We start from the raw sequence: 18,427 nt of genomic DNA on the forward strand, positions 1-18,427 counted from the left end.
GACGGTCGCCGCGCGCGCACGCGGGGTGGCGGCCGCATCGGTCAAGGTGCTCAGGAGCTGCGTCATGCGCGCCCCGCGACCGGAGCCCGAGCCCGGTCTCAGCGCTGGACGAGCAGCGCGAACACCGTGGCGCCACCGCCGGTGATGATGAGGGCGGCGATCACGACCCACGCGATCACCTTCACGCGTCGCTGACGGACGCCTACAAGATCGCCGTAGTCCTCGTCGTTGCTCATGGCGTCAACCCTACGCGGCGGGCTCGGTGACGGTGGCGCCGAAGGCGGCGGGCAGCGTCGCGGTCGACACGGCGCGGAGCTCCGAGATCGGCAGCGTGAAGACGCCCTGGATCTCGAGCGCCGCCTCTTCGCCGTCGGCGGCCGGATCCGTGACGCCGATGCGCAGCACGGGGTAGCCGCGGCCCGCGCAGAGCCCGCGGAACTTCACGTCCTCCTCGCGCGGCACCGACACGATGACGCGGCCGGTCGACTCCGAGAAGAGGGCGGTCGCCGCATCCACCCCGTCGCGTTCCATGATCTCGGTGAGCCACACCCGGGCGCCGACGCCGAAGCGCAGCACGCCCTCGGCGAGGGCCTGGCCGAGCCCGCCGGCGGAGAGGTCGTGAGCGCTGGAGACGAGCGACTGGTCGGATGCTGCGCGCAGCAGCTCGCCCAGTCGCTTCTCCCCGGCGAGGTCGACCTGGGGCGGGCGTCCGCCGAGGTGGTCGTGGATCGTGTCGGCCCAGGCCGAACCGTCGAGCTCCTCGCGCGTGATGCCGAGGAGGTAGAGGTTCTCGCCGGCGTCCTGCCACCCGCTGGGGATGCGCGCGGCGACGTCGTCGATGATGCCGAGCACTCCCACGACCGGGGTCGGGAAGATCGGGGCGTCACCGGTCTGGTTGTAGAACGACACGTTGCCGCCGGTGACCGGGATGCCGATCTCGAGGCACGCGTCGGCCAAGCCCTCGACGGCCTGCGAGAACTGCCACATGACCTCGGGGTTCTCGGGGCTGCCGAAGTTGAGGCAGTCGGTGACCGCCGTGGGGGCGGCGCCGGTGACGGCGACGTTGCGGTAGGCCTCGGCCAGGGCGAGACGCGCCCCCTGGTAGGGGTCGAGCTGGCAGTAGCGGCCGTTGCAGTCGGTGGCGATCGAGAAGCCGAGACCCGACTCCTCGTCGACGCGGATCATGCCGGCGTCGTCGGGGAACGACAGGGCGGTGTTGCCGAGCACGAAGTAGTCGTACTGGTTCGTGATCCACGAGGTGTCGGCGAGGTTGGGGCTGGCGAGCAGGCGCGTGAACTGGTCGCGGAGGGTGGCGGGGTCGCTCGAGCGGGGAAGCGCGCTCGCCGAGTCGGCCTGCAGTGCGTCGATCCACGTCGGGTAGGCGACGGGACGCTCGTAGACGGGGCCGTCGACCGCGACGGTGGAGGGGTCGACGTCGACGATGCGCTCGCCGTGCCAGTCGATGACGAGGCGGCCGTCTCCGGTGACCTCGCCCAGCACGCTGGTCTCGACGTCCCACTTCGCCACGACCGCGAGGAACGCGTCGAGCTTCTCGGGAGCGACGATCGCCATCATGCGCTCCTGGCTCTCGCTCATGAGGATCTCCTCGGGCGTGAGCGACGGGTCGCGCAGCAGCACCTTGGACAGCTCGACCTTCATGCCGCTGTTGCCGTTGGCGGCGAGCTCGCTCGTGGCGCACGAGATGCCGGCGGCGCCGAGGTCTTGGATCGCCTCGACGAGCTCGGCCTTGTAGAGCTCGAGGCAGCACTCGATGAGCACCTTCTCGGCGAAGGGGTCGCCGACCTGCACCGCGGGGCGCTTGGTGGGCCCGCCGTCGGCGAAGGTGTCGGAGGCGAGGATGGATGCTCCGCCGATGCCGTCGCCGCCGGTACGGGCGCCGAACAGCACCACCTTGTTGCCGACGCCCGACGCGTTCGCGAGCTTCAGGTCTTCGTGACGGAGGACGCCCACCGCGAGGGCGTTGACGAGGGGGTTGCCCTGGTAGACCGCGTCGAAGACGGTCTCGCCGCCGATGTTCGGCAGCCCGAGGCAGTTCGCGTAGAACGAGATGCCGCTGGTGACGCCGTGCACGACGCGGGCGGTGTCGGGGTGGTCGATCGCGCCGAAGCGCAGCTGGTCCATGACCGCGACGGGGCGCGCGCCCATCGAGATGATGTCGCGCACGATGCCGCCGACGCCGGTCGCGGCACCCTGGAAGGGCTCGATGTAGCTCGGGTGGTTGTGCGACTCGACCTTGAAGGTCACGGCCCAGCCCTGCCCGACATCGACGACACCCGCGTTCTGGCCCATGCCGACCATGAGGCGCGTCTTCATCTCGTCGGAGACCTTCTGGCCGAACTGGCGCAGATAGATCTTGCTCGACTTGTAGGAGCAGTGCTCCGACCACATCACGGAGTACATCGCCAGCTCGCCGCTCGTGGGGCGGCGGCCGAGGATCTCGCGGATCTTCGCGTACTCGTCGGACTTGAGGCCGAGCGCGCCGTAGGGCTGCTCCTTCTCGGGCGTCGACGCGGCGTTCTGCACGGTGTCGGCGAGGGATGCTGCGGGGCTGGTCACGCGGCTGAACTCCAGAGATCGCGGGGATCGGGGATAGCGCCCATCCTATCGGCGCGCGTGGACGCCGCCCGGTCGGCTGTCAGCCGCGCGGTGAGTACGCGCGCCAGAGAAGCGCGGCGTGCTCGGACTTCGCCCGGGCGACGCCCCGCTCGTCGCCGCGGAGGGCGCTGATCCACTCCGCGCCGCGGGAGGCGAGCGCCGCGACGAACATGCGGATGTCGGCGTGCCGGGCGGGAGGCACTTCGGCCTCGTCCGACGGCATCTGTCCACGGCGCGGCAGGTCGTCGTCGAGGTGGCGGATCACGAGTTCGGCGACACCGACGGCATGGCCGTTGATGATCGAGTGGGCCGCCCCCTTCATCTCCCAGCGCCAGGCATCGGGGAGGGCGTCAGCGAGTCGGGAATGGAAGCGACGGGGTGACGATCGATCGAACTCGCCGCGGATGAGCAGGGTGCGCGCGTTCACGAGACGCACCCGGTCGGTGATGCGGTAGCGGAGCATGTGCGGCAGCACGGTGAGGAAGTAGACCATGCCGCAGAGGATGTAGGCCGACAGGGCGGTCATCGCGAGGTGGAACGACTCGCGCGCCGCCGACTGCGCGAAGCGCACGCCCTGGAGGAGGGGGGTTGATTCGGCCTCGTTGACGACGGGGCTGACGAGCACGCCGCGGCTGAGGCCCGTGCGCCGCACGAGCACCTCGGTCACGACCTGGGTGCCCATCGAGTGGCCGATCAGCACCGGGTCGCGCAGGTCGAACCGGTCGAGGACGGCCTCGACCTGATCGGCGAAGAACGCGGCGGTGGGGGCCTCGTCGGGGCGGCGCACGCCCGCGAACCCCGGGAGGTCGAGGGCGTAGACCGCACCCGTGCGAGCCAGGAGCGGCGCGAGGAACTCGAAGTAGGTCGCGGCGACCCCGATCCCGGCGACGAGCACGAAGGCGGTGGCGTCGTCGCCGCTGTCGGTCGTCATCCGGGTGACGCGCGTGACCGCGTCGCCGGTGTGCACGTGCTCGACGGAGACGTCGATCGGGGCGTCGTCTTCGCTCATCGGTACAGCCTGCCAGGCCGCGGCGGGCGCAGCATCCGTGCTCTGGTCGGCTCAGCGAGCGACCGCGAGGGCGAAGGGCACGAATCCGAGTGAGCCGAGGAGGCTCGGCACCATGAGCGCCATGGCCTCGGTACCGCGGGCGGTGTTGATGCCTCCGAGGTCGATCACCCAGTCGTCCTGCCAGCCCAGGCTGCCGAGGACGGCGTGGACCGTGCTCTTGGCGGAGGCATCATCACCGGAGAGGTATGCCGTGGGAGGCGTCTGAAGCGCTCCCGGGGCGGTCATGACGGGGAACAGCATCGTGTTCAAGCTCTTCACGACCATCGTGTCGGGCAGCGCCTCCTGCAGGAGCTCGCCGAGGCTCCTATCGGGGTAGACGAGTCCGCCGGGCAGGCCGTCGGCGCCTCGGACGGTGGCATTGCTCACGTCGAGCAGCACCTTCCCGGATAGCAGTCCGCGGTGGGCGGTGAGGAGGTGCAGGGTGGTGTCGCCCGGGGTCGCGTTGATGACGAGGTCGCTGGTGGTGATCGCGGTGGCGACGTCGGTGACGGTGATGTCGGATGCGGCCTCTGCGGTGTCGGTGTCGCGCACGCCGAGAGTGACCCGGTGGCCGGCGGCGGTGAGGGCTGCGGCGAGGTTGCCGCCGACGCGGCCTGCACCGAGGACGGCGATGGCGATCGTGCTGGTGGGGGTCATGATGTCTCCTGACGTATGCGGATCTCGAGAAAGGGGTGGATCAGCGAAGGACTGCGGCGATATCCGCTGCGAGGCCGGGGGCGGTGGCGATGAAGTCGTCGCTGGTCAGCGCCCACGGTGCGCCCGTGGAATCGATGACGGCACCCTGGGCTTCCTGCACGAGCAAGGCGCCGGCGACGAGACCGGAGCGGACCTGGCCGAACTGCCAGAACGCGTCGGTGTGTCCGGCAGCGACCTGGACGAGCTGCAGTGTCGCGGGGACGGTGACGGACACGAGCAGCGCGGCGTCAAGCATGCGGCCGATCGACGCGCTCGTACGCCGCAGGACGTCGCGTTCTTCGCCGGGCTTTGCTTGCCCAGTGCCGACCAGCGCGGCGCGCAGGTCGGATTTCGTCGACACCGACACGCGAGAGCCGTTGAGGAACGCGCCTCGGCCTCGGACGGCGGTGAACGTCTGACCGAGCGCCGGCAGGAATACTGCGGTGACGACGGGGACGTCGTCGCGGACGAGGGTTGCGGTGACGCCCCAGTTCACTCCGCCGTGAATGTGGTTCACGTTGCCCTCGGCGGCGTCTGCAACCCACCACTCACCCGGACCGAGGGCGCCGTGTCCCTCTTCGTCGTCGTCCCACCGCGCTTGCGGACGCAGGCGTTCGAGAGCCGGCCGGAGCACGGCGGCTGACGCGTCGTCGTTGCCGCCGATCGCGGTGAGGAGCGCGTCGAGCCCGTCGACGCGGTTCTCCGTGGAGAATCGGTCGAGCAGGACGTTGCCGGCCTCCGTGACGGCTGCGGTCACAGCCTCGAGCAAGGCGAGATCGTCGGTGGTCTGGACCGACGCGGTGGTGTCGTTCATGGGGGTTCTTCTCCTTCGCCGCGGCGGTCATCGTCGCTCTGGCGGCAACGGTACAAGCGCCGGTACGTGCGCTCAAATGCAATCCATGCACATATAGATTGCTTCTCATGCACTTGGACCTGAACCTCTTGATCGCCTTGGATGCGCTGCTGGAGGAGGAGAGCGTCACGGGCGCCGCGGACCGTCTGCACCTTTCGGCTCCTGCAATGAGCCGCGCGCTCGGACGGATTCGGCGGGCGACGGGCGACCAGATCCTCGTCCGCGCGGGTCGCGCGATGCAGCCGACTCCGCGGGCGTTGGCGTTTCGGGATGAGGTGCGAGCTCTCGTCCTTCGAAGCGCTGCGGTGCTGGCACCGGAGCAGGAGCTGCACCTCGATACGTTGCAGCGCACGTTCACGCTGCGGGCGCACGATGCGTTAACGACGGCCGTGGCGCCGGTGCTGGCGCAGCAGGTCGCGGCCGTCGCGCCGGGGGTCAGGCTGCGGTTTCTGGCCGAAACGGCTGATGAGACTGCAGACCTTAGCCGCGGGGTCATTGATCTCGAGATCGGGTCCGCAATGCCGACGTCGCCGGCGGTCGATCATGATGCCGTCGGAATGGACGAGTTGGTGGGGATAGCCCGGGCCGGCCACCCGATGCTGGCTACCGCGATCGACCTCGAGGAGTTCGTCGCCGTTCCGCACGTGCTGGTGTCGCGGAGAGGCCGATTGCGGGACCGTGTCGATGACGTCCTCGAAGCCGCCGGCGTTTCTCGCACAGTGGTGGCAGCCGTGGCAGCGACCGGCGCGGCGATCGATATCGTCCGCGCCACCGACGTGGTCGCCGTCGTGCCGAAGTCCGTGGCAGTCCGCCTTGACGCCGGAGTAGCGCGGTTTCGCCTGCCCGTCGATCTGCCACCCGTGCCGATCATCCTCGCCTGGCATCGCCAGTTCACCGATGACATCGGACATCAGTGGTTCCGGACGCTGACCCGCACGCTCCTGCACGGAGGAAGCGCATGATCCGCAGCGCCGAAACGAGTCTTGACGGCGGGGCGGGGCGGAGCTAACGTACAACCAAATGGTTGTAGAAACGGAAACCCAGAACGCGCAGCTCGATCGCATCTTCCGGGCGCTGGCAGACGCGACGCGACGCGACATCGTGCAGCGCACCATCCGCGGTGAGCAGTCGGTGTCGGCGCTCGCCGCCGACTACGACATGAGCTTCGCCGCCGTGCAGAAGCACGTGGCGGTGCTCGAGGCCGCCGAGCTCATCGTCAAGCGCGCCGACGGGCGGGAGCGCCTCGTGCGCGCCAATCCCGCCACGATCGCCCGCGTCCGCGAACTGATGACGCGCTACGAAGCCCTGTGGCGCGCCCGCATCGACAGGCTCGACGCGTTCCTGGCCGAGCCCGAGCGACTGACCGAGAAGCAGCAGGACCCCGAGAACTGAGGAGAACTCCATGCCCGTCACCGCCGTCACCACCGATCCCGAGTCGCTCACGATGACGCTCGTCGCCGAGGTCGAGGCCTCGCCGTCGCGTGTCTGGCGCGCCTTCACCGAGCCCGAGCAGCTCGGGCGGTTCTGGGGCCCTCCCGGCTGGCCCGCGACCTTCGAGACGTTCGACTTCACCGTCGGCGGGCGCGCCGAGTACGCCATGACCAGCCCCCGGGGCGAGAAGTCGCGCGGCGCGTGGGAGTTCCTGCGCATCGATCCGACCAGCGGGTACGAGGTCATCGACTCGTTCGTCGACGAGGACGGGCGCGCCGCAGAAGGAATGCCGTCGATGCGCATGACCTTCGCGTTCGACAGGACCGACACCGGCGCACGCGTCACCACCGTCACGTACTTCCCGTCAGCCGAGGCGCTGGAGCAGCTCACCGCGATGGGCATGGTCGAGGGTTCGACGCGCGCGATCGGCCAACTCGACCGCGTCGTCGCCGACCTCCGCGACTACGCGCGGGGAAACGGCACGCAGACCGAGCTGCTCGACGACACCCACGTGCGCATCACCCGAGCGATCGACGGGCCCCGCGACCTGGTGTGGCGGGCGCACCATGACCCCGACCTGATGAAGAAGTGGCTGCTCGGCCCCGACGGCTGGCGCATGACCGTCTGCGAGCCCAGCGCGGAGGCGGGCGGCCGCTACCGCTACGCGTGGGCGCCCGAAGCGGGTACCGAGGGGGAGCCTTTCGGCTTCGACGGCGAGGTGCTCCTGTCGGAGGCCCCCTCGCGATCGGTCACGACCGAGCACATGACCGGCACCGACTACCCGTCGACGACGAACGACATGTCGCTCTACGAGGAGGACGGCGTGACCCTCCTGACGATCCTCATCGAGTACCCGAACAAGCAGACGCGCGACATGGTGCTCGCCACGGGCATGACCGACGGCATGGAGAGCAGCTACGTGCGCCTCGAAGGCGTGCTCGCCGACGCCTGAAGCCGCTCCCCGGGGTTACGCTGATCGGGGGCGGTAAGGGGTAGGGCCGATGGATGCTGCGCGGGCCATGACAGCATTCTTCGACGCGCCCGTGAAGGGCAAGAACCTCGATGATCTCCGCCGCACGAACCTCGCCACGGCCCTCGGTCTGATCCACGCCGCCCGCTCGATATCGCGGGCCGACCTGACGCGCTCGATGGGGCTGAACCGCTCGACCATCGCGACGATCGTGGCCGACCTCGAGGCGCGCGATCTGATCGTCATCGGCGGAGCGCGCGACACCAAGCGCATCGGTCGCCCCAGCCTCGAGATCTCGACGTCCGATCGTCATGTGGTGATCGCGGTCAACCCCGAGCTCGATGCGACGACCCTCGGGATCGTGGCGATGGGCGGGCGTGTGCTCCGCGAGGTGCGCATGGATCACGAGCGCCCCCCGTCGGCCCGCGAGGTCGTCAACTCGGTGCGGGCCCTCGTCGCGGGCATGCAGCCCGAGCTCGGGCAGCGACACGAGGTGCTCGGCGTCGCGCTCGCGGTGCCGGGGCTCGTCTCGGCCGTCGACGGCTCGGTGCGTCTCGCTCCTCACCTCGAGTGGGTGGACGAGCCGATCGCGGCGATGCTCGCCGAGGCACTCGGGGTTCCGGCGTGGGCGGTCAACGACGCGAGCTGCGGGGTCGTGGCCGAGGTGCTGTTCGGGGCGGGGATCGGCAGCGGCAACGTCGTGTACCTGAACGGTGGCGCGAGCGGCGTGGGCGGTGGAGTCGTCGCCGAATCGCGTCTCATCCAGGGCCGCGGGGGTTTTGGTGGGGAGATCGGACATACCCTGGTGCGCTCCGACGGGGCCGCGTGCCGGTGCGGGTCGCGGGGGTGTCTGGAGGCCGAGGTGACCCGCAACGCCTTGCTCGCGGCGGTCTCCCTCGAGCCCGCCCGCGCGCACGAGCTGGAGGCGTTGCTGTCCGAGGCCTACGCGCAGAGCGATGACGTCCGCGCGCTCGTCGACGCGCAGCTCTCGTGCCTCGCGGTGGCGTTGCGGACGACCGTGAACATGCTCAATCCCGAGGTCGTCGTGCTCGGCGGATTCCTCGAGATCCTGGGGCGGATCGGGGGCGAGAGGCTCGAACGGATGCTGCGCGAGGTGGCCCTTCCCGGGCCCGGCCAGCAGGTACGTCTCGAGGGTGCGCGGCTCGGGCGCATGAACCTCCTCATCGGGGCGGCGGAGCTCGCGTTCCGCCCGCTGCTGAGCGACCCGGCGGCAGCTCCCGTGGTCGCCGGCCGCGAGTACGTCGGCGGCGCCCTCTAGAAGCGCGGCCGCGCGCGCTCCACCCTCTGCTGCCGCCGATGCGGGCAGCGCGGGCTGCGCGATGTCGTCACCGGCGACCGCTCGACAGGTATGTCTTGACAGACAACAAATGGAACTCATAGGGTTGCCGCAACCACCGGATGCACCGTCGCTCCCTTGGCGCCCCGCCCCACGCGGGTGATCCGACCACACCGACGGTGGCTCGGCTCGAGAGGATGACCCCTTGTACACAGCTGTACGAAACCGCCGATCTCGCGTCATGGCGAGCCTCACCGCTGCCGCCCTCGCGATACCCCTCGCACTGATGAGCGCACCTGCTGCGACGGCCGCGCCGCCGGCACCCGCCGCCGCTCCCGTGCAGGCCGCAGCCGAGGAGGCGGGCGAGTTCCGCGCCCTCGTCTTCTCGAAGACGGCCGGCTTCCGGCACGACTCCATCCCCGCCGGGATCGCGTCGATCGAGAAGCTCGGTGCCGACAACGGCTTCGACGTCGACACGACGGAGGACGCCGCGGCGTTCACCGATGAGAACCTCGCCGCCTACGACGTCGTCATCTGGCTGTCGACGACCGGCGACGTGCTCAACGCCGACCAGCAGGCGGCGTTCGAGCGGTACATCCAGGCCGGCGGCGGCTACGCGGGCGTGCACGCGGCCTCCGACACCGAGTACGAGTGGCCCTGGTACAACGAGCTGGTCGGCGCCTACTTCCAGGGCCACCCCGCACCCCAGAACGCGGAGGTCAAGGTCGAAGACCACGCGCACCCCTCCACCGCGCACCTCCCGGAGGTCTGGCCGCGCTACGACGAGTGGTACGACTTCCGCACGAACCCGCGTGACGACGTGCACGTGCTCATGTCGCTCGACGAGTCGACCTACACCGGCGGCGGCATGGGCGTGGACCACCCGCTGGCCTGGTGCCAGACCTACGACGGCGGCCGCGCCTGGTACACCGGCGGCGGGCACACGAACGAGTCGTTCGAAGACGCCGCGTTCGTCGAGCACCTGCTCGGCGGCATCCGCACCGCGGCGGGCGTCGAAGACGCCGACTGCAACGCGACGCAGAGCGAGAGCTTCGAGCTCGTCGCCCTCGACACGAACACCGGCAACCCGATGGCCCTCGAAGTGGCCGACGACACCACGGTGTTCTACGCCGAGCGCAACGGTCGCGTGCAGCGCATCGACCCCGAGACCCAGCAGACCACCACGGCGCTGAGCCTGCCGGTCACCCTCGGAAACGAAGACGGTCTGCTCGGCCTGGTGCTCGACCCCGACTTCGCCACCAACAACTGGCTCTACGTCTACTGGTCGCCGACGACGGTCACCCCGGAGGACGGCCCCCACAACCGCATCTCGCGCTTCACGTACGACCGGGAGACCCAGACCTTCGACGCGGCGTCCGAGAAGGCGCTGCTGAAGGTGAAGACCCAGCGCAACACCTGCTGCCACGCGGGCGGCGACATGGTCTTCGACCTCGACGGCAACCTCATCCTCGCCACCGGCGACAACACCAACCCGTTCGAGTCCGACGGCTACACGCCGATCGACGAGCGCTCCGGTCGCAGCGACTACGACGCGCAGGGCAGCGCGGGCAACACGAACGACCTCCGCGGCAAGATCATCCGCATCACGCCGCAGGACGACGGCACCTACACCGTCCCCGAGGGCAACCTCTTCGCCGAGGGCACCGCCCAGACGCGCGCCGAGGTCTACGCCATGGGCTTCCGCAACCCGTTCCGGATCGGTCTCGACCCGTACACCGGCAACGTGCTCGTGGGCGACTACGGCCCCGACGCGGGCGCGGCGAACCCGTCGCGCGGCCCGGCCGCGACGACCGAATGGAACATCGTCGACGAGCCCGGCAACTACGGCTGGCCGTACTGCGCCGGTGTCACCTGCTACAACGACTACAACTTCGGCACCCGCGTCTCGGGCGCGGTGTTCGACCCGCAGAACCTCGTCAACAACAGCCCGAACAACACCGGGCTGACGAACCTGCCGCCCGTCATCCAGCCCGAGTACTGGGGCTCCAGCGGCGCCGACAACCCCTTCAAGGAGATCGGCAACGGCTCGGGCTACAGCGGCGCCCCGATGGGCGGACCCGTCTACCAGTTCGACCCCGAGCTCGACTCCGACGTGAAGTGGCCCGCCTACTGGGACAACAAGGCCATCTTCGGAGACTGGAACGCCGGTCAGGTCTTCAGCATGCAGCTGAACACCGACACGACGGATGCGGCGCGCAACACCGAGATCGTCGACGTGAACCGTGTTCTCCCCGGCATCCTCGACCCGGCTCAGGGCTTCTACCGGGCCATGGACATGACGTGGGGTCCGGAAGGCGCCCTCTACGTCATCGACTGGGGCCAGGGCTTCGGCGGCGACAACGCCAGCTCGGGCATCTACCGGATCGACTACGTGCAGGCGAACCCCTCGCCACTGGCCCGAGCGAGCTCCGACGTCACCAACGGCGCGGGCGACACCCTCGCGGTGAACTTCTCCTCCGAGGGCACACGCCACCCGGCGGGCAAGTCGTTCACCCTCGAGTGGGACTTCGGTGACGGATCGCCGACGTCGAGCGAGGCCGACCCCGCGCACACCTATGAGGGAGTCGGCCAGTACACGGCCACCCTCACGGTGACCGACGAGGACGGACGCACCTCGATCGCCACCATCAACCTGGTCGTCGGCAACGCCGAGCCGAAGGTGGAGATCGTCTTCCCGCAGTCGGGCGGATTCTTCAACTGGGGTGACGAGGTTGCGTACGAGGTCGTCATCACCGACCCGGATGCGTCGGAGCCGATCGACTGCGCCAAGGTGCAGGTGCTCCCGGCCCTCGGCCACGACTCGCACCAGCACCCCTGGGGTGAGCTGAGCGGCTGCTCGGGCAGCATCCCCACCGGCCGCGACGGCGGGCACGGCATCACCTCGAACATCTTCTGGGTGGTCGACGTGCGCTACACCGACGACGGCGGAGCCGCGGGCGTGCCCCTCACCGGGTACGGCACGAACATCCTGAACCCGAAGCACTTCGAGGCCGAGTTCTTCGCCGCCACCGGCAACGTCGACGGACCCGGTGGTGTGCAGACCGAGACCACGGGCGACGAGGGCGGCGGACTGAACCTGTCGTACGTCGAGCCGGGCGACTGGTGGTCGTACGAGCCGATCAACTTCACCGGGATCGACGGGCTGCGCGCCCGCCTCGCCTCGCCGGACGCGGGCGGCTCGATCTCGATGCGGTGGAATTCGCCGACCGGGCCGGAGATCGGCACGATCGACTTCACCGCGACCGGAGCCTGGCAGACCTACCAGTATTTCGACGCCGAGCTCGGCGATCTCCCCCAGGAGACCGGCACGCTGTACTTCGTCCTCAACTCGGGCGGCGTCAACGTGAACTACTTCGACTGGGTCGGCGACGGAGTGGAGAGCAACGGACTCCCGGTCGTCACGCTGAACGTCGACGCGCGATCGGGCGCAGCGCCGCTCGTCGTGAACGCGACGGCAGCGGCGACCGACCCCGAGGGAGGCCCGGTGACCCTGCAGTGGGACCAGGGCACGGGTGACGGTTTCGTGGCGGGCGAGGGTGAGAAGCAGTTCATCTACGAGACGCCGGGCACCTACCTGCTGACCGTGCGCGCTACCGACGAGCAGGGCGCCTACCGCGACGAGGTCGTGCAGATCACCGTGTCGACGCCGGGCGGCGAGACCTGCCTGTCGGGTCGCTCCGACGGGTTCGACGGCGACGCGCTCGACACCGACCGGTGGAACCGCAACGTGCGGGTCAACCAGGACCTCCGCGTCGAGAACGGCAGCCTCGTGATCCCCGCGAGCAAGACCGACATCTACGGTGCCGGTGGTGACACGCCGAACATCGTGCTGCAGGACCTCCCGGAGGGGGCCTGGCAGGCCACCGCCAAGGTGACGCTGCCGGCGCGGGCGACCTACCAGCAGGCCGGTCTGCTCGTCTACGGCGATGACGACAACTACGCCAAGATGGTGCTCCAGGCGCGTGACGCCAGCGCCGCCGGACGCGTGTTCCAGTTCATCCGCGAGGAGAACGGAACCCCGAACGAGGTTGCGGCCTCGAACACGTCGCCCCTGGGCGAGGCGTTCCCCGACACCTACTTCGTGCGGTTCACGAGCGACGGAAGCAACCTGCAGGCGTCGTACTCCGCCGACGGTTCGACCTTCACGTCGATGACCGAGACGAAGCAGCTCGCCGGCATCACAAACCCGCGCATCGGCCTCGCGGCCTTCGCGAACAGCGGGTCGGCGCCCAGCGTGATCAACGCCCAGTTCGACTGGTTCCACATCACGCCGGACGACACGGCCTCGGCCGCCACGCCCGACGACGAGTTCGACGGCACGTCACTCGACGCCTGCCGCTGGACCGTCGAGAACCCGCAGCCCGAGGGCTACCGGGTCGCCGGGGGCGAGCTGCAGATCGACACCACGCCGAACGACATCTACGGTGCCGACACCGGTGTGCCGAACTTCGTGACGCAGGCGCAGCCCGACGGTGACTGGGTCGTCGAGACGAAGGTCGACGCCTCGCGCCTGGACCGGGCCTACCAGCAGGGTGGCCTGATCCTTCGCGCCGACGACGACAACTACGTGAAGATCGACATCCTGGCGACCGGTTCGGGGGGTGACAACCCGCCGCGCAACCTCGAGTTCCGCAGCGAGGTCGGTGGCGTGGTCCAGAACCCGCAGCCGAACGCGGCGGCGCCGTCGAACGGCATCGTCTGGCTGCGACTGGCCAAGACCGGCACGACCATCTCCGGGTCGTACAGCGCCGACGGCACCACGTGGAGCGCCTTCGCCGAGACGTTCGAGAACCAGCCGGCGGCAGCCGGTCGGGTCGGCCTCTACGCACTGGGCAACTCCGCGCAGGGCCAGGTCTCGAAGACCGCGCACTTCGACTACTTCCGGGTGATCGACACCGCCGCCGAGCCGATCTCGGTGAGCGCTGCGCTCGACCCGGCGGAGCCGACGGGCGAGAACGGGTGGTACACGGATGGCGTAGACGTCACGGTCACCACGACCGGTGGCGGCGAGAGCACGGTCTACCGTGAGATCAACGTCGACGGGGCCGGCTGGGTCGAGTACACCTCGGCCGTGCGGGTGACCGGAGACGGTGAGCACACGGTGCAGTTCCGAGCGTCGGCCCCGAACCAGGAGCCGATCACCGACGAGGTGTCGTTCAAGATCGATGCGCTCGCACCGGTGAGCACGGCGGTCGTCGACGTCGTCGCCAGCCCGCGGACGCTGACCCTCGCGGCGACGGACGCCACGAGCGGTGTGGAGTCGATCGAGTACCGCATCGGCGAGGGGGAGTGGACCGCGTACGAGTCGGTCGTGTCCCTGACCGACGAGGCTCAGACGGTCTGGCACCGCGCCACCGACGAGGCCGGCAACACGTCGGAGGCCGTCAGCGTCGAGGTGCCGGCAGTCTCGGAGGAGACTCCGGTGATCAGCCTCGAGGTCGGGCTCGACCCGTCGCTGCCGAACGGCGAGAACGGGTGGTACGTCGACGAGGTCGAGGTCAGCGCAACGGCCACGACCACGGGTGAGGAGCCGGTCTCGGTGGAGTACTCCACCGATGGCGAGACGTTCGTCGCCCTGGGCGAGTCGCTCGTGATCGACGACGAGGGCACGACCACCCTGTGGATTCGTGCCACCGACGGCGAGAACGTGTCGGTGACCGAGCAGCGGATCATCCGCCTCGACACGGTCGTCCCGACCGCGTCGGCCGAGGTCGCGACGCGCACCGTCACCCTCGCGGCGACGGACGCGACGAGCGGCATCGACCGGATCGAGTATCGCCTGAGCGCCGACGGCGCGTGGGTCTCGTACGCCGAGCCGATCGTCGTCCCCGGTACCGCTGCCGCCGCGGTCGCGTTCCGCGCGGTCGACGTGGCGGGCAACGTCGGTGCCGACCAGGCCGCCGAGGTCGCCGAGGTGATCGTCGATCCCGAGCCGCAGCCCGACCCGTCGGTCGTGGTGAACCCCACCGGGGTCGCCGTGGGCGGACAGGTCTCGGTCACTGGTGCGCATCTGCCCGCCGACACCGCGGTGGAGATCTGGATCCTCTCCGAACCGCTGCGGTTGGCGACCGTGCAGACGAACGCCAGCGGCACGTTCTCAGTGAATGTCACCATCCCGGCAGGCGTCGACCCCGGCGTGCACCACATCGCCCTCCGTATCGACGGCGCCGAGGTGGCCCGCAGCGGTGAGCTGACGGTCACGGCGGCACCCGGTGGCGGCGGCACCGACCCCGGTACCGGCCCGGGCACCGACCCCGGCACCGGTCCGGGAACGGGTCCCGGCACGGGCACCGGACCGGGCACCGGCACCGGCGCAGGTTCGGGCAGCGGTGGCGGCACGGGTGGCGGAAGTCTCCCGGCGACCGGTTCGGACGCCTGGCAGCTGCAGCTCCCCTTCGGAGCGGGCCTGCTGCTCCTGGGAGCCCTGGTCTACCTGGTCACGCGCCGTCGCCGCGGAGCACAGGACTGACCCCCCACCGAGGGAAGCCCCGGGCGCGATGCGTCCGGGGCTTCCCTCGGGTCTCGGCTTCCCCCTCGATCACGAGAGAAGATGACACCATGACGAAGACTGTCCTTCGCCCATTCGGTGCGGCCCTCGCCTTCCTGCTGGCCGCCGCTTTCGTCCTCTTGGCACCCGGCGCCGCACGCGCGCACGGCGGGCCGATCCAGCTGACCATCGGTCCGGACGGCATCGGAGGCGTGTCGCTCTATGCCCAGTACGCGCGGGACGGGCACATGGTCGACGAGATCATCGATCCGCTCGTGACGGCGAAGGCCGACGACGGGCGCACCGCCGGGCCCATCTCGCTCGTCTCGTCGTCGGAAGGACAGGGGCGCTGGGTGAGTGAGCAGCCCTTCCTCGGCGAGGGCCGGTGGACGGTCACGGTCCGCACGACCACTCCCGACGTCGCGGAGACGACCGCGGTCTTCACCGTGGCCGAGCTGGACGAGCCGATCAGCGCTCAGACCACATCCGCGGTGGCAGACGACGACGCATCTTCCGCCCTCGGAGTCGGAATCATCGGACTCGGCGCGGGGGTGCTCCTCGTCGGTAGCGTGGTGGGGGCGATCGTGCTCCGCCGCCGCACGAAAGACCGAACGGTCTGAGATGAGCGCGACGAGCATCGAGTCCCCCGTCCGGTCGGCCGTGCGTCGGAGTACCGGAGCCGTAGCCGTCGAGTCGAAGGTGATCTTCGTGTCGTTCGCCGTCGAGGACGAGCATCGCGAAGCATCCTTCCGCGCGCAGACCTTCCGCACCCGCGACCCCTTCGTCTTCGTCGACCTGGCGGTCAAGCGACCCGATGACCGCACCTGGGTGCGTCGCGCGCGTCACCGCATCGAAGGGTGCGACGCGGTGATCGCGCTGGTGAGCCGGCACACCCCGTCGTCCGAGGGGCAGACGTGGGAATTGCATCGTGCGCGCGAGGCGGGAAAGCCGATTCTCTGCGTGTGGGCAGACCCCGAAGACCAGTCGCCCTTCGCCGGCCTGGCGATGGCCGAGTGGGGTTCGCCCGAGATCGCTGCGTTCATCGACGCGATCGAGTGCTGCAAGCCCGCGTGGGGCGCACGGCTGCCGTGATCCCCCGGCACACGGGCGACGGGTAGCGGGGACCGCGCTCCGCCGCTGGCGGACGATGCGGCGAGGCGGTCTCGCTCAGGAGCGTCGCAGGGCGTCTTCGAACGCGACCCACGAGAGCATCGCGCACTTGACCCGGGCGGTGTACTTCGACACCCCCGACAGGGCGGTGGCGTCGCCGAACTCTTCCTCGTCGAGCTCGAGGGTGCCCTTCGAGCGCATCGCCTCGCGGAAGCCCTCGATCAAGCGTTCGGCTCCCGTGCGATCGAGGCCTTCGGCTGCGAGCTCGGCGAGCATCGAGGCCGACGCCTGCGAGATCGAGCAACCCGCGCCCTCCCACGTGAGAGAGGCGACGCGATCGCCCTCCATGCGCACGCGCACGGTGATCTCGTCTCCGCAGATCGGATTGCGCTGGTGGCTCGTCGCATCCGCGTCGGACCCGGCCAGACCGAAGCCGCGCCGGTTCTTGGCGTGGTCGAGGATGAGCTCCTGGTAGAGCGACTCGAGCCCGCTCATCGGTCGGCTCCGAAGAACGGGCGCACGCCCGAGAGCGCATCGAGGAACACGTCGATCTCGTCCTCCGTGTTGTAGAGCGCGGCGCTCGCGCGCACCGATGCGGTGATCCCGAATCGGCGGTGCAGTGGCTGCGCGCAGTGGTGGCCGACGCGCACGGCCACCCCGCGTGCGTCGAGGAACTGGCCGACGTCGTGCGCGTGCACGCCGGCGACGTCGAACGCCCACAGCGCGACGCGGTCGACCCCGTCGGCATCGCCGAGCAGACGGATGCCGGGAATCTCGCGGAGTCCGCGCAGCATCCGCTTCTCCAGCGCCGTCTCGTGCGCATGGACGGCGGCCATGTCGAGACCGCCGAGGTAGCGCACGGCAGCGGCGAGGGCGACGGCTTGCGACACGGGCTGCGTGCCGGCCTCGAACCGCTGCGGCGGCGGCAGGTACTCGGCGCGGTCGAGCGTCACGGTCGTGATCATCGACCCGCCGGTGAGGAACGGCGGCAGGGCCTCGAGCACGTCGGTGCGTCCGTAGAGCGCGCCGATGCCGTAGGGGCCGAGCATCTTGTGGCCCGAGAACACGGCGAGGTCGACCCCGAGCGTCGGCAGGTCGAGGGGCAGATGCGGTGCTGACTGGCACGCATCGAGTACGGTCAGGGCCCCCGCCGCGCGGGCGAGGCCCACCAGTTCGGCGACGGGGTTCACGATGCCGAGCACGTTGGAGACGTGCGGGAAGGCGACGACGCGGGTGCGCTCGCCGATGACGGATGCGGCGACCTCGAGGTCGAGCCGGCCGTCGTCGAGAACGGGGACGTGGCGCAGGATCGCACCGGTGCGGGCGGCGAGCTCCTGCCAGGGGATGAGGTTCGCGTGGTGCTCCGACTCGGTGACGACGATCTCGTCGCCGGGGACGAGGGCGAATCTCCGGCCCTCGGGCCCGCCGCGTCCGATCGAGGCGTTTCCGATCGCGTAGGCGACGAGGTTGATGCCCGCCGTGGCCCCGCTCGTCCAGACGAGCTGCTCGGGACGCGCGCCCACGAAGGCCGCGACCGTCTCGCGGGCGTCTTCGAAAAGCTCGGTGGCTTCGGCGGCGAGGGTGTGCGCGCCGCGGTGCACGGCCGCGTTCGCGCCGGTGAGGAAGGCGGCCTCCGCGTCGATGACCGCGCGGGGCTTCTGGCTCGTCGCGGCCGAGTCGAGATACGCCAGGGGCGCGCCGTCGATGTCGCGCGAGAGGATCGGGAAGTCGCCGCGGACGGCGACCGGGTCGAAACCGGCGGCCAGGATCGCACCGTCAGGAGAGCTCATCGCTCCAGGCTATGCCGAAGCATCCGTCCCCGGGTCGTGGGGCCCGCCCCGTTGACCGCGAGACCGCTCCCGGTCGACGAAACCCGGGCTCTATGTCGGGGTCTCGCC

14 protein-coding genes are annotated in these 18,427 nt (G+C 70.0%); 7 read left to right on the forward strand and 7 right to left on the reverse strand.

Annotated features, from left to right (window positions below):
* Positions 1 to 98: 98 nt before the first annotated feature.
* The 5 genes from DEA06_RS16515 to DEA06_RS05905 form a co-directional block, all read right to left on the reverse strand.
* Positions 99 to 236, reverse strand: a complete 138-nt coding sequence (locus tag DEA06_RS16515) for a hypothetical protein (RefSeq protein WP_165817938.1) — start codon at positions 234 to 236, stop codon at positions 99 to 101.
* Positions 237 to 246: 10 nt separating this feature from the next.
* On the reverse strand, positions 247 to 2,577 hold the full coding sequence (gene purL / locus DEA06_RS05890; RefSeq protein ID WP_116647039.1) for a phosphoribosylformylglycinamidine synthase subunit PurL: 2,331 nt from the start codon (positions 2,575 to 2,577) through the stop codon (positions 247 to 249).
* A 79-nt stretch (positions 2,578 to 2,656) separates the two neighbouring features.
* A complete protein-coding gene (locus tag DEA06_RS05895) occupies positions 2,657 to 3,625 on the reverse strand; it encodes an alpha/beta fold hydrolase (protein ID WP_116647040.1) in 969 nt (322 codons plus the stop codon).
* Between the two features lie 51 nt (positions 3,626 to 3,676).
* The gene (locus DEA06_RS05900) at positions 3,677 to 4,321 is read right to left on the reverse strand and encodes an NAD(P)-binding domain-containing protein (RefSeq protein ID WP_116647041.1); all 645 of its coding nucleotides are present in this window, start codon (positions 4,319 to 4,321) and stop codon (positions 3,677 to 3,679) included.
* A 40-nt stretch (positions 4,322 to 4,361) separates the two neighbouring features.
* Positions 4,362 to 5,174: an inositol monophosphatase family protein gene (locus DEA06_RS05905; RefSeq protein WP_116647042.1), complete on the reverse strand. Its 813-nt coding sequence runs from the start codon at positions 5,172 to 5,174 to the stop codon at positions 4,362 to 4,364.
* A gap of 107 nt (positions 5,175 to 5,281) precedes the next feature.
* Here DEA06_RS05905 and DEA06_RS05910 point away from each other — a divergent pair, with 107 nt between their 5' ends.
* From DEA06_RS05910 to DEA06_RS05940, 7 genes are all read left to right on the forward strand, one after another.
* Positions 5,282 to 6,175, forward strand: a complete 894-nt coding sequence (locus DEA06_RS05910) for a LysR family transcriptional regulator (RefSeq protein WP_205781222.1) — start codon at positions 5,282 to 5,284, stop codon at positions 6,173 to 6,175.
* Positions 6,176 to 6,233: 58 nt separating this feature from the next.
* Positions 6,234 to 6,605 (forward strand): metalloregulator ArsR/SmtB family transcription factor, encoded by a 372-nt coding sequence (locus DEA06_RS05915; RefSeq protein ID WP_116647043.1) that lies wholly within the window; start codon positions 6,234 to 6,236, stop codon positions 6,603 to 6,605.
* A gap of 10 nt (positions 6,606 to 6,615) precedes the next feature.
* Positions 6,616 to 7,596, forward strand: coding sequence for an SRPBCC family protein (locus DEA06_RS05920; RefSeq protein ID WP_116647044.1), 981 nt, complete (start codon positions 6,616 to 6,618; stop codon positions 7,594 to 7,596).
* A 67-nt stretch (positions 7,597 to 7,663) separates the two neighbouring features.
* On the forward strand, positions 7,664 to 8,893 hold the full coding sequence (locus tag DEA06_RS05925; protein ID WP_165817939.1) for an ROK family transcriptional regulator: 1,230 nt from the start codon (positions 7,664 to 7,666) through the stop codon (positions 8,891 to 8,893).
* Between the two features lie 304 nt (positions 8,894 to 9,197).
* Entirely contained in the window at positions 9,198 to 15,401 is a 6,204-nt protein-coding gene (locus DEA06_RS05930) for a ThuA domain-containing protein (RefSeq protein ID WP_240606838.1), read from the forward strand.
* Positions 15,402 to 15,490: 89 nt separating this feature from the next.
* A complete protein-coding gene (locus DEA06_RS05935; RefSeq protein ID WP_116647046.1) occupies positions 15,491 to 16,039 on the forward strand; it encodes a hypothetical protein in 549 nt (182 codons plus the stop codon).
* A 1-nt stretch (position 16,040) separates the two neighbouring features.
* Positions 16,041 to 16,511 carry a TIR domain-containing protein gene (locus tag DEA06_RS05940; RefSeq protein ID WP_116647047.1) on the forward strand — a complete coding sequence of 157 codons (471 nt, stop codon included), beginning with the start codon at positions 16,041 to 16,043 and terminating at the stop codon, positions 16,509 to 16,511.
* A 75-nt stretch (positions 16,512 to 16,586) separates the two neighbouring features.
* On the opposite strand, the gene sufU is transcribed toward DEA06_RS05940, so the two are convergent.
* Positions 16,587 to 17,024, reverse strand: coding sequence for a Fe-S cluster assembly sulfur transfer protein SufU (sufU, locus tag DEA06_RS05945; RefSeq protein WP_116647048.1), 438 nt, complete (start codon positions 17,022 to 17,024; stop codon positions 16,587 to 16,589).
* The gene (locus tag DEA06_RS05950) at positions 17,021 to 18,319 is read right to left on the reverse strand and encodes a SufS family cysteine desulfurase (protein ID WP_116647049.1); all 1,299 of its coding nucleotides are present in this window, start codon (positions 18,317 to 18,319) and stop codon (positions 17,021 to 17,023) included. The genes sufU and DEA06_RS05950 overlap by 4 nt, the downstream gene beginning before the upstream one ends.
* Positions 18,320 to 18,427: the final 108 nt, after the last annotated feature.

The sequence above is a fragment of the Microbacterium sp. Gd 4-13 genome, from assembly GCF_003095395.1.
Lineage (GTDB): Bacteria > Actinomycetota > Actinomycetes > Actinomycetales > Microbacteriaceae > Microbacterium.

Bases quoted from the DNA above. Each gene is read 5' to 3' on its own strand.
- DEA06_RS05915 (WP_116647043.1), top strand. From the start codon at position 6,234: ATGGTTGTAGAAACGGAAACCCAGAACGCGCAGCTCGATCGCATCTTC.
- DEA06_RS05920 (WP_116647044.1), top strand. From the start codon at position 6,616: ATGCCCGTCACCGCCGTCACCACCGATCCCGAGTCGCTCACGATGACG.
- DEA06_RS16515 (WP_165817938.1), bottom strand. From the start codon at position 236: ATGAGCAACGACGAGGACTACGGCGATCTTGTAGGCGTCCGTCAGCGA.
- DEA06_RS05895 (WP_116647040.1), bottom strand. From the start codon at position 3,625: ATGAGCGAAGACGACGCCCCGATCGACGTCTCCGTCGAGCACGTGCAC.
- sufU (WP_116647048.1), bottom strand. From the start codon at position 17,024: ATGAGCGGGCTCGAGTCGCTCTACCAGGAGCTCATCCTCGACCACGCC.
- DEA06_RS05940 (WP_116647047.1), top strand. From the start codon at position 16,041: ATGAGCGCGACGAGCATCGAGTCCCCCGTCCGGTCGGCCGTGCGTCGG.
- DEA06_RS05900 (WP_116647041.1), bottom strand. From the start codon at position 4,321: ATGACCCCCACCAGCACGATCGCCATCGCCGTCCTCGGTGCAGGCCGC.
- DEA06_RS05910 (WP_205781222.1), top strand. From the start codon at position 5,282: ATGCACTTGGACCTGAACCTCTTGATCGCCTTGGATGCGCTGCTGGAG.
- DEA06_RS05930 (WP_240606838.1), top strand. From the start codon at position 9,198: ATGAGCGCACCTGCTGCGACGGCCGCGCCGCCGGCACCCGCCGCCGCT.
- DEA06_RS05905 (WP_116647042.1), bottom strand. From the start codon at position 5,174: ATGAACGACACCACCGCGTCGGTCCAGACCACCGACGATCTCGCCTTG.
- DEA06_RS05935 (WP_116647046.1), top strand. From the start codon at position 15,491: ATGACGAAGACTGTCCTTCGCCCATTCGGTGCGGCCCTCGCCTTCCTG.
- DEA06_RS05950 (WP_116647049.1), bottom strand. From the start codon at position 18,319: ATGAGCTCTCCTGACGGTGCGATCCTGGCCGCCGGTTTCGACCCGGTC.
- DEA06_RS05925 (WP_165817939.1), top strand. From the start codon at position 7,664: ATGACAGCATTCTTCGACGCGCCCGTGAAGGGCAAGAACCTCGATGAT.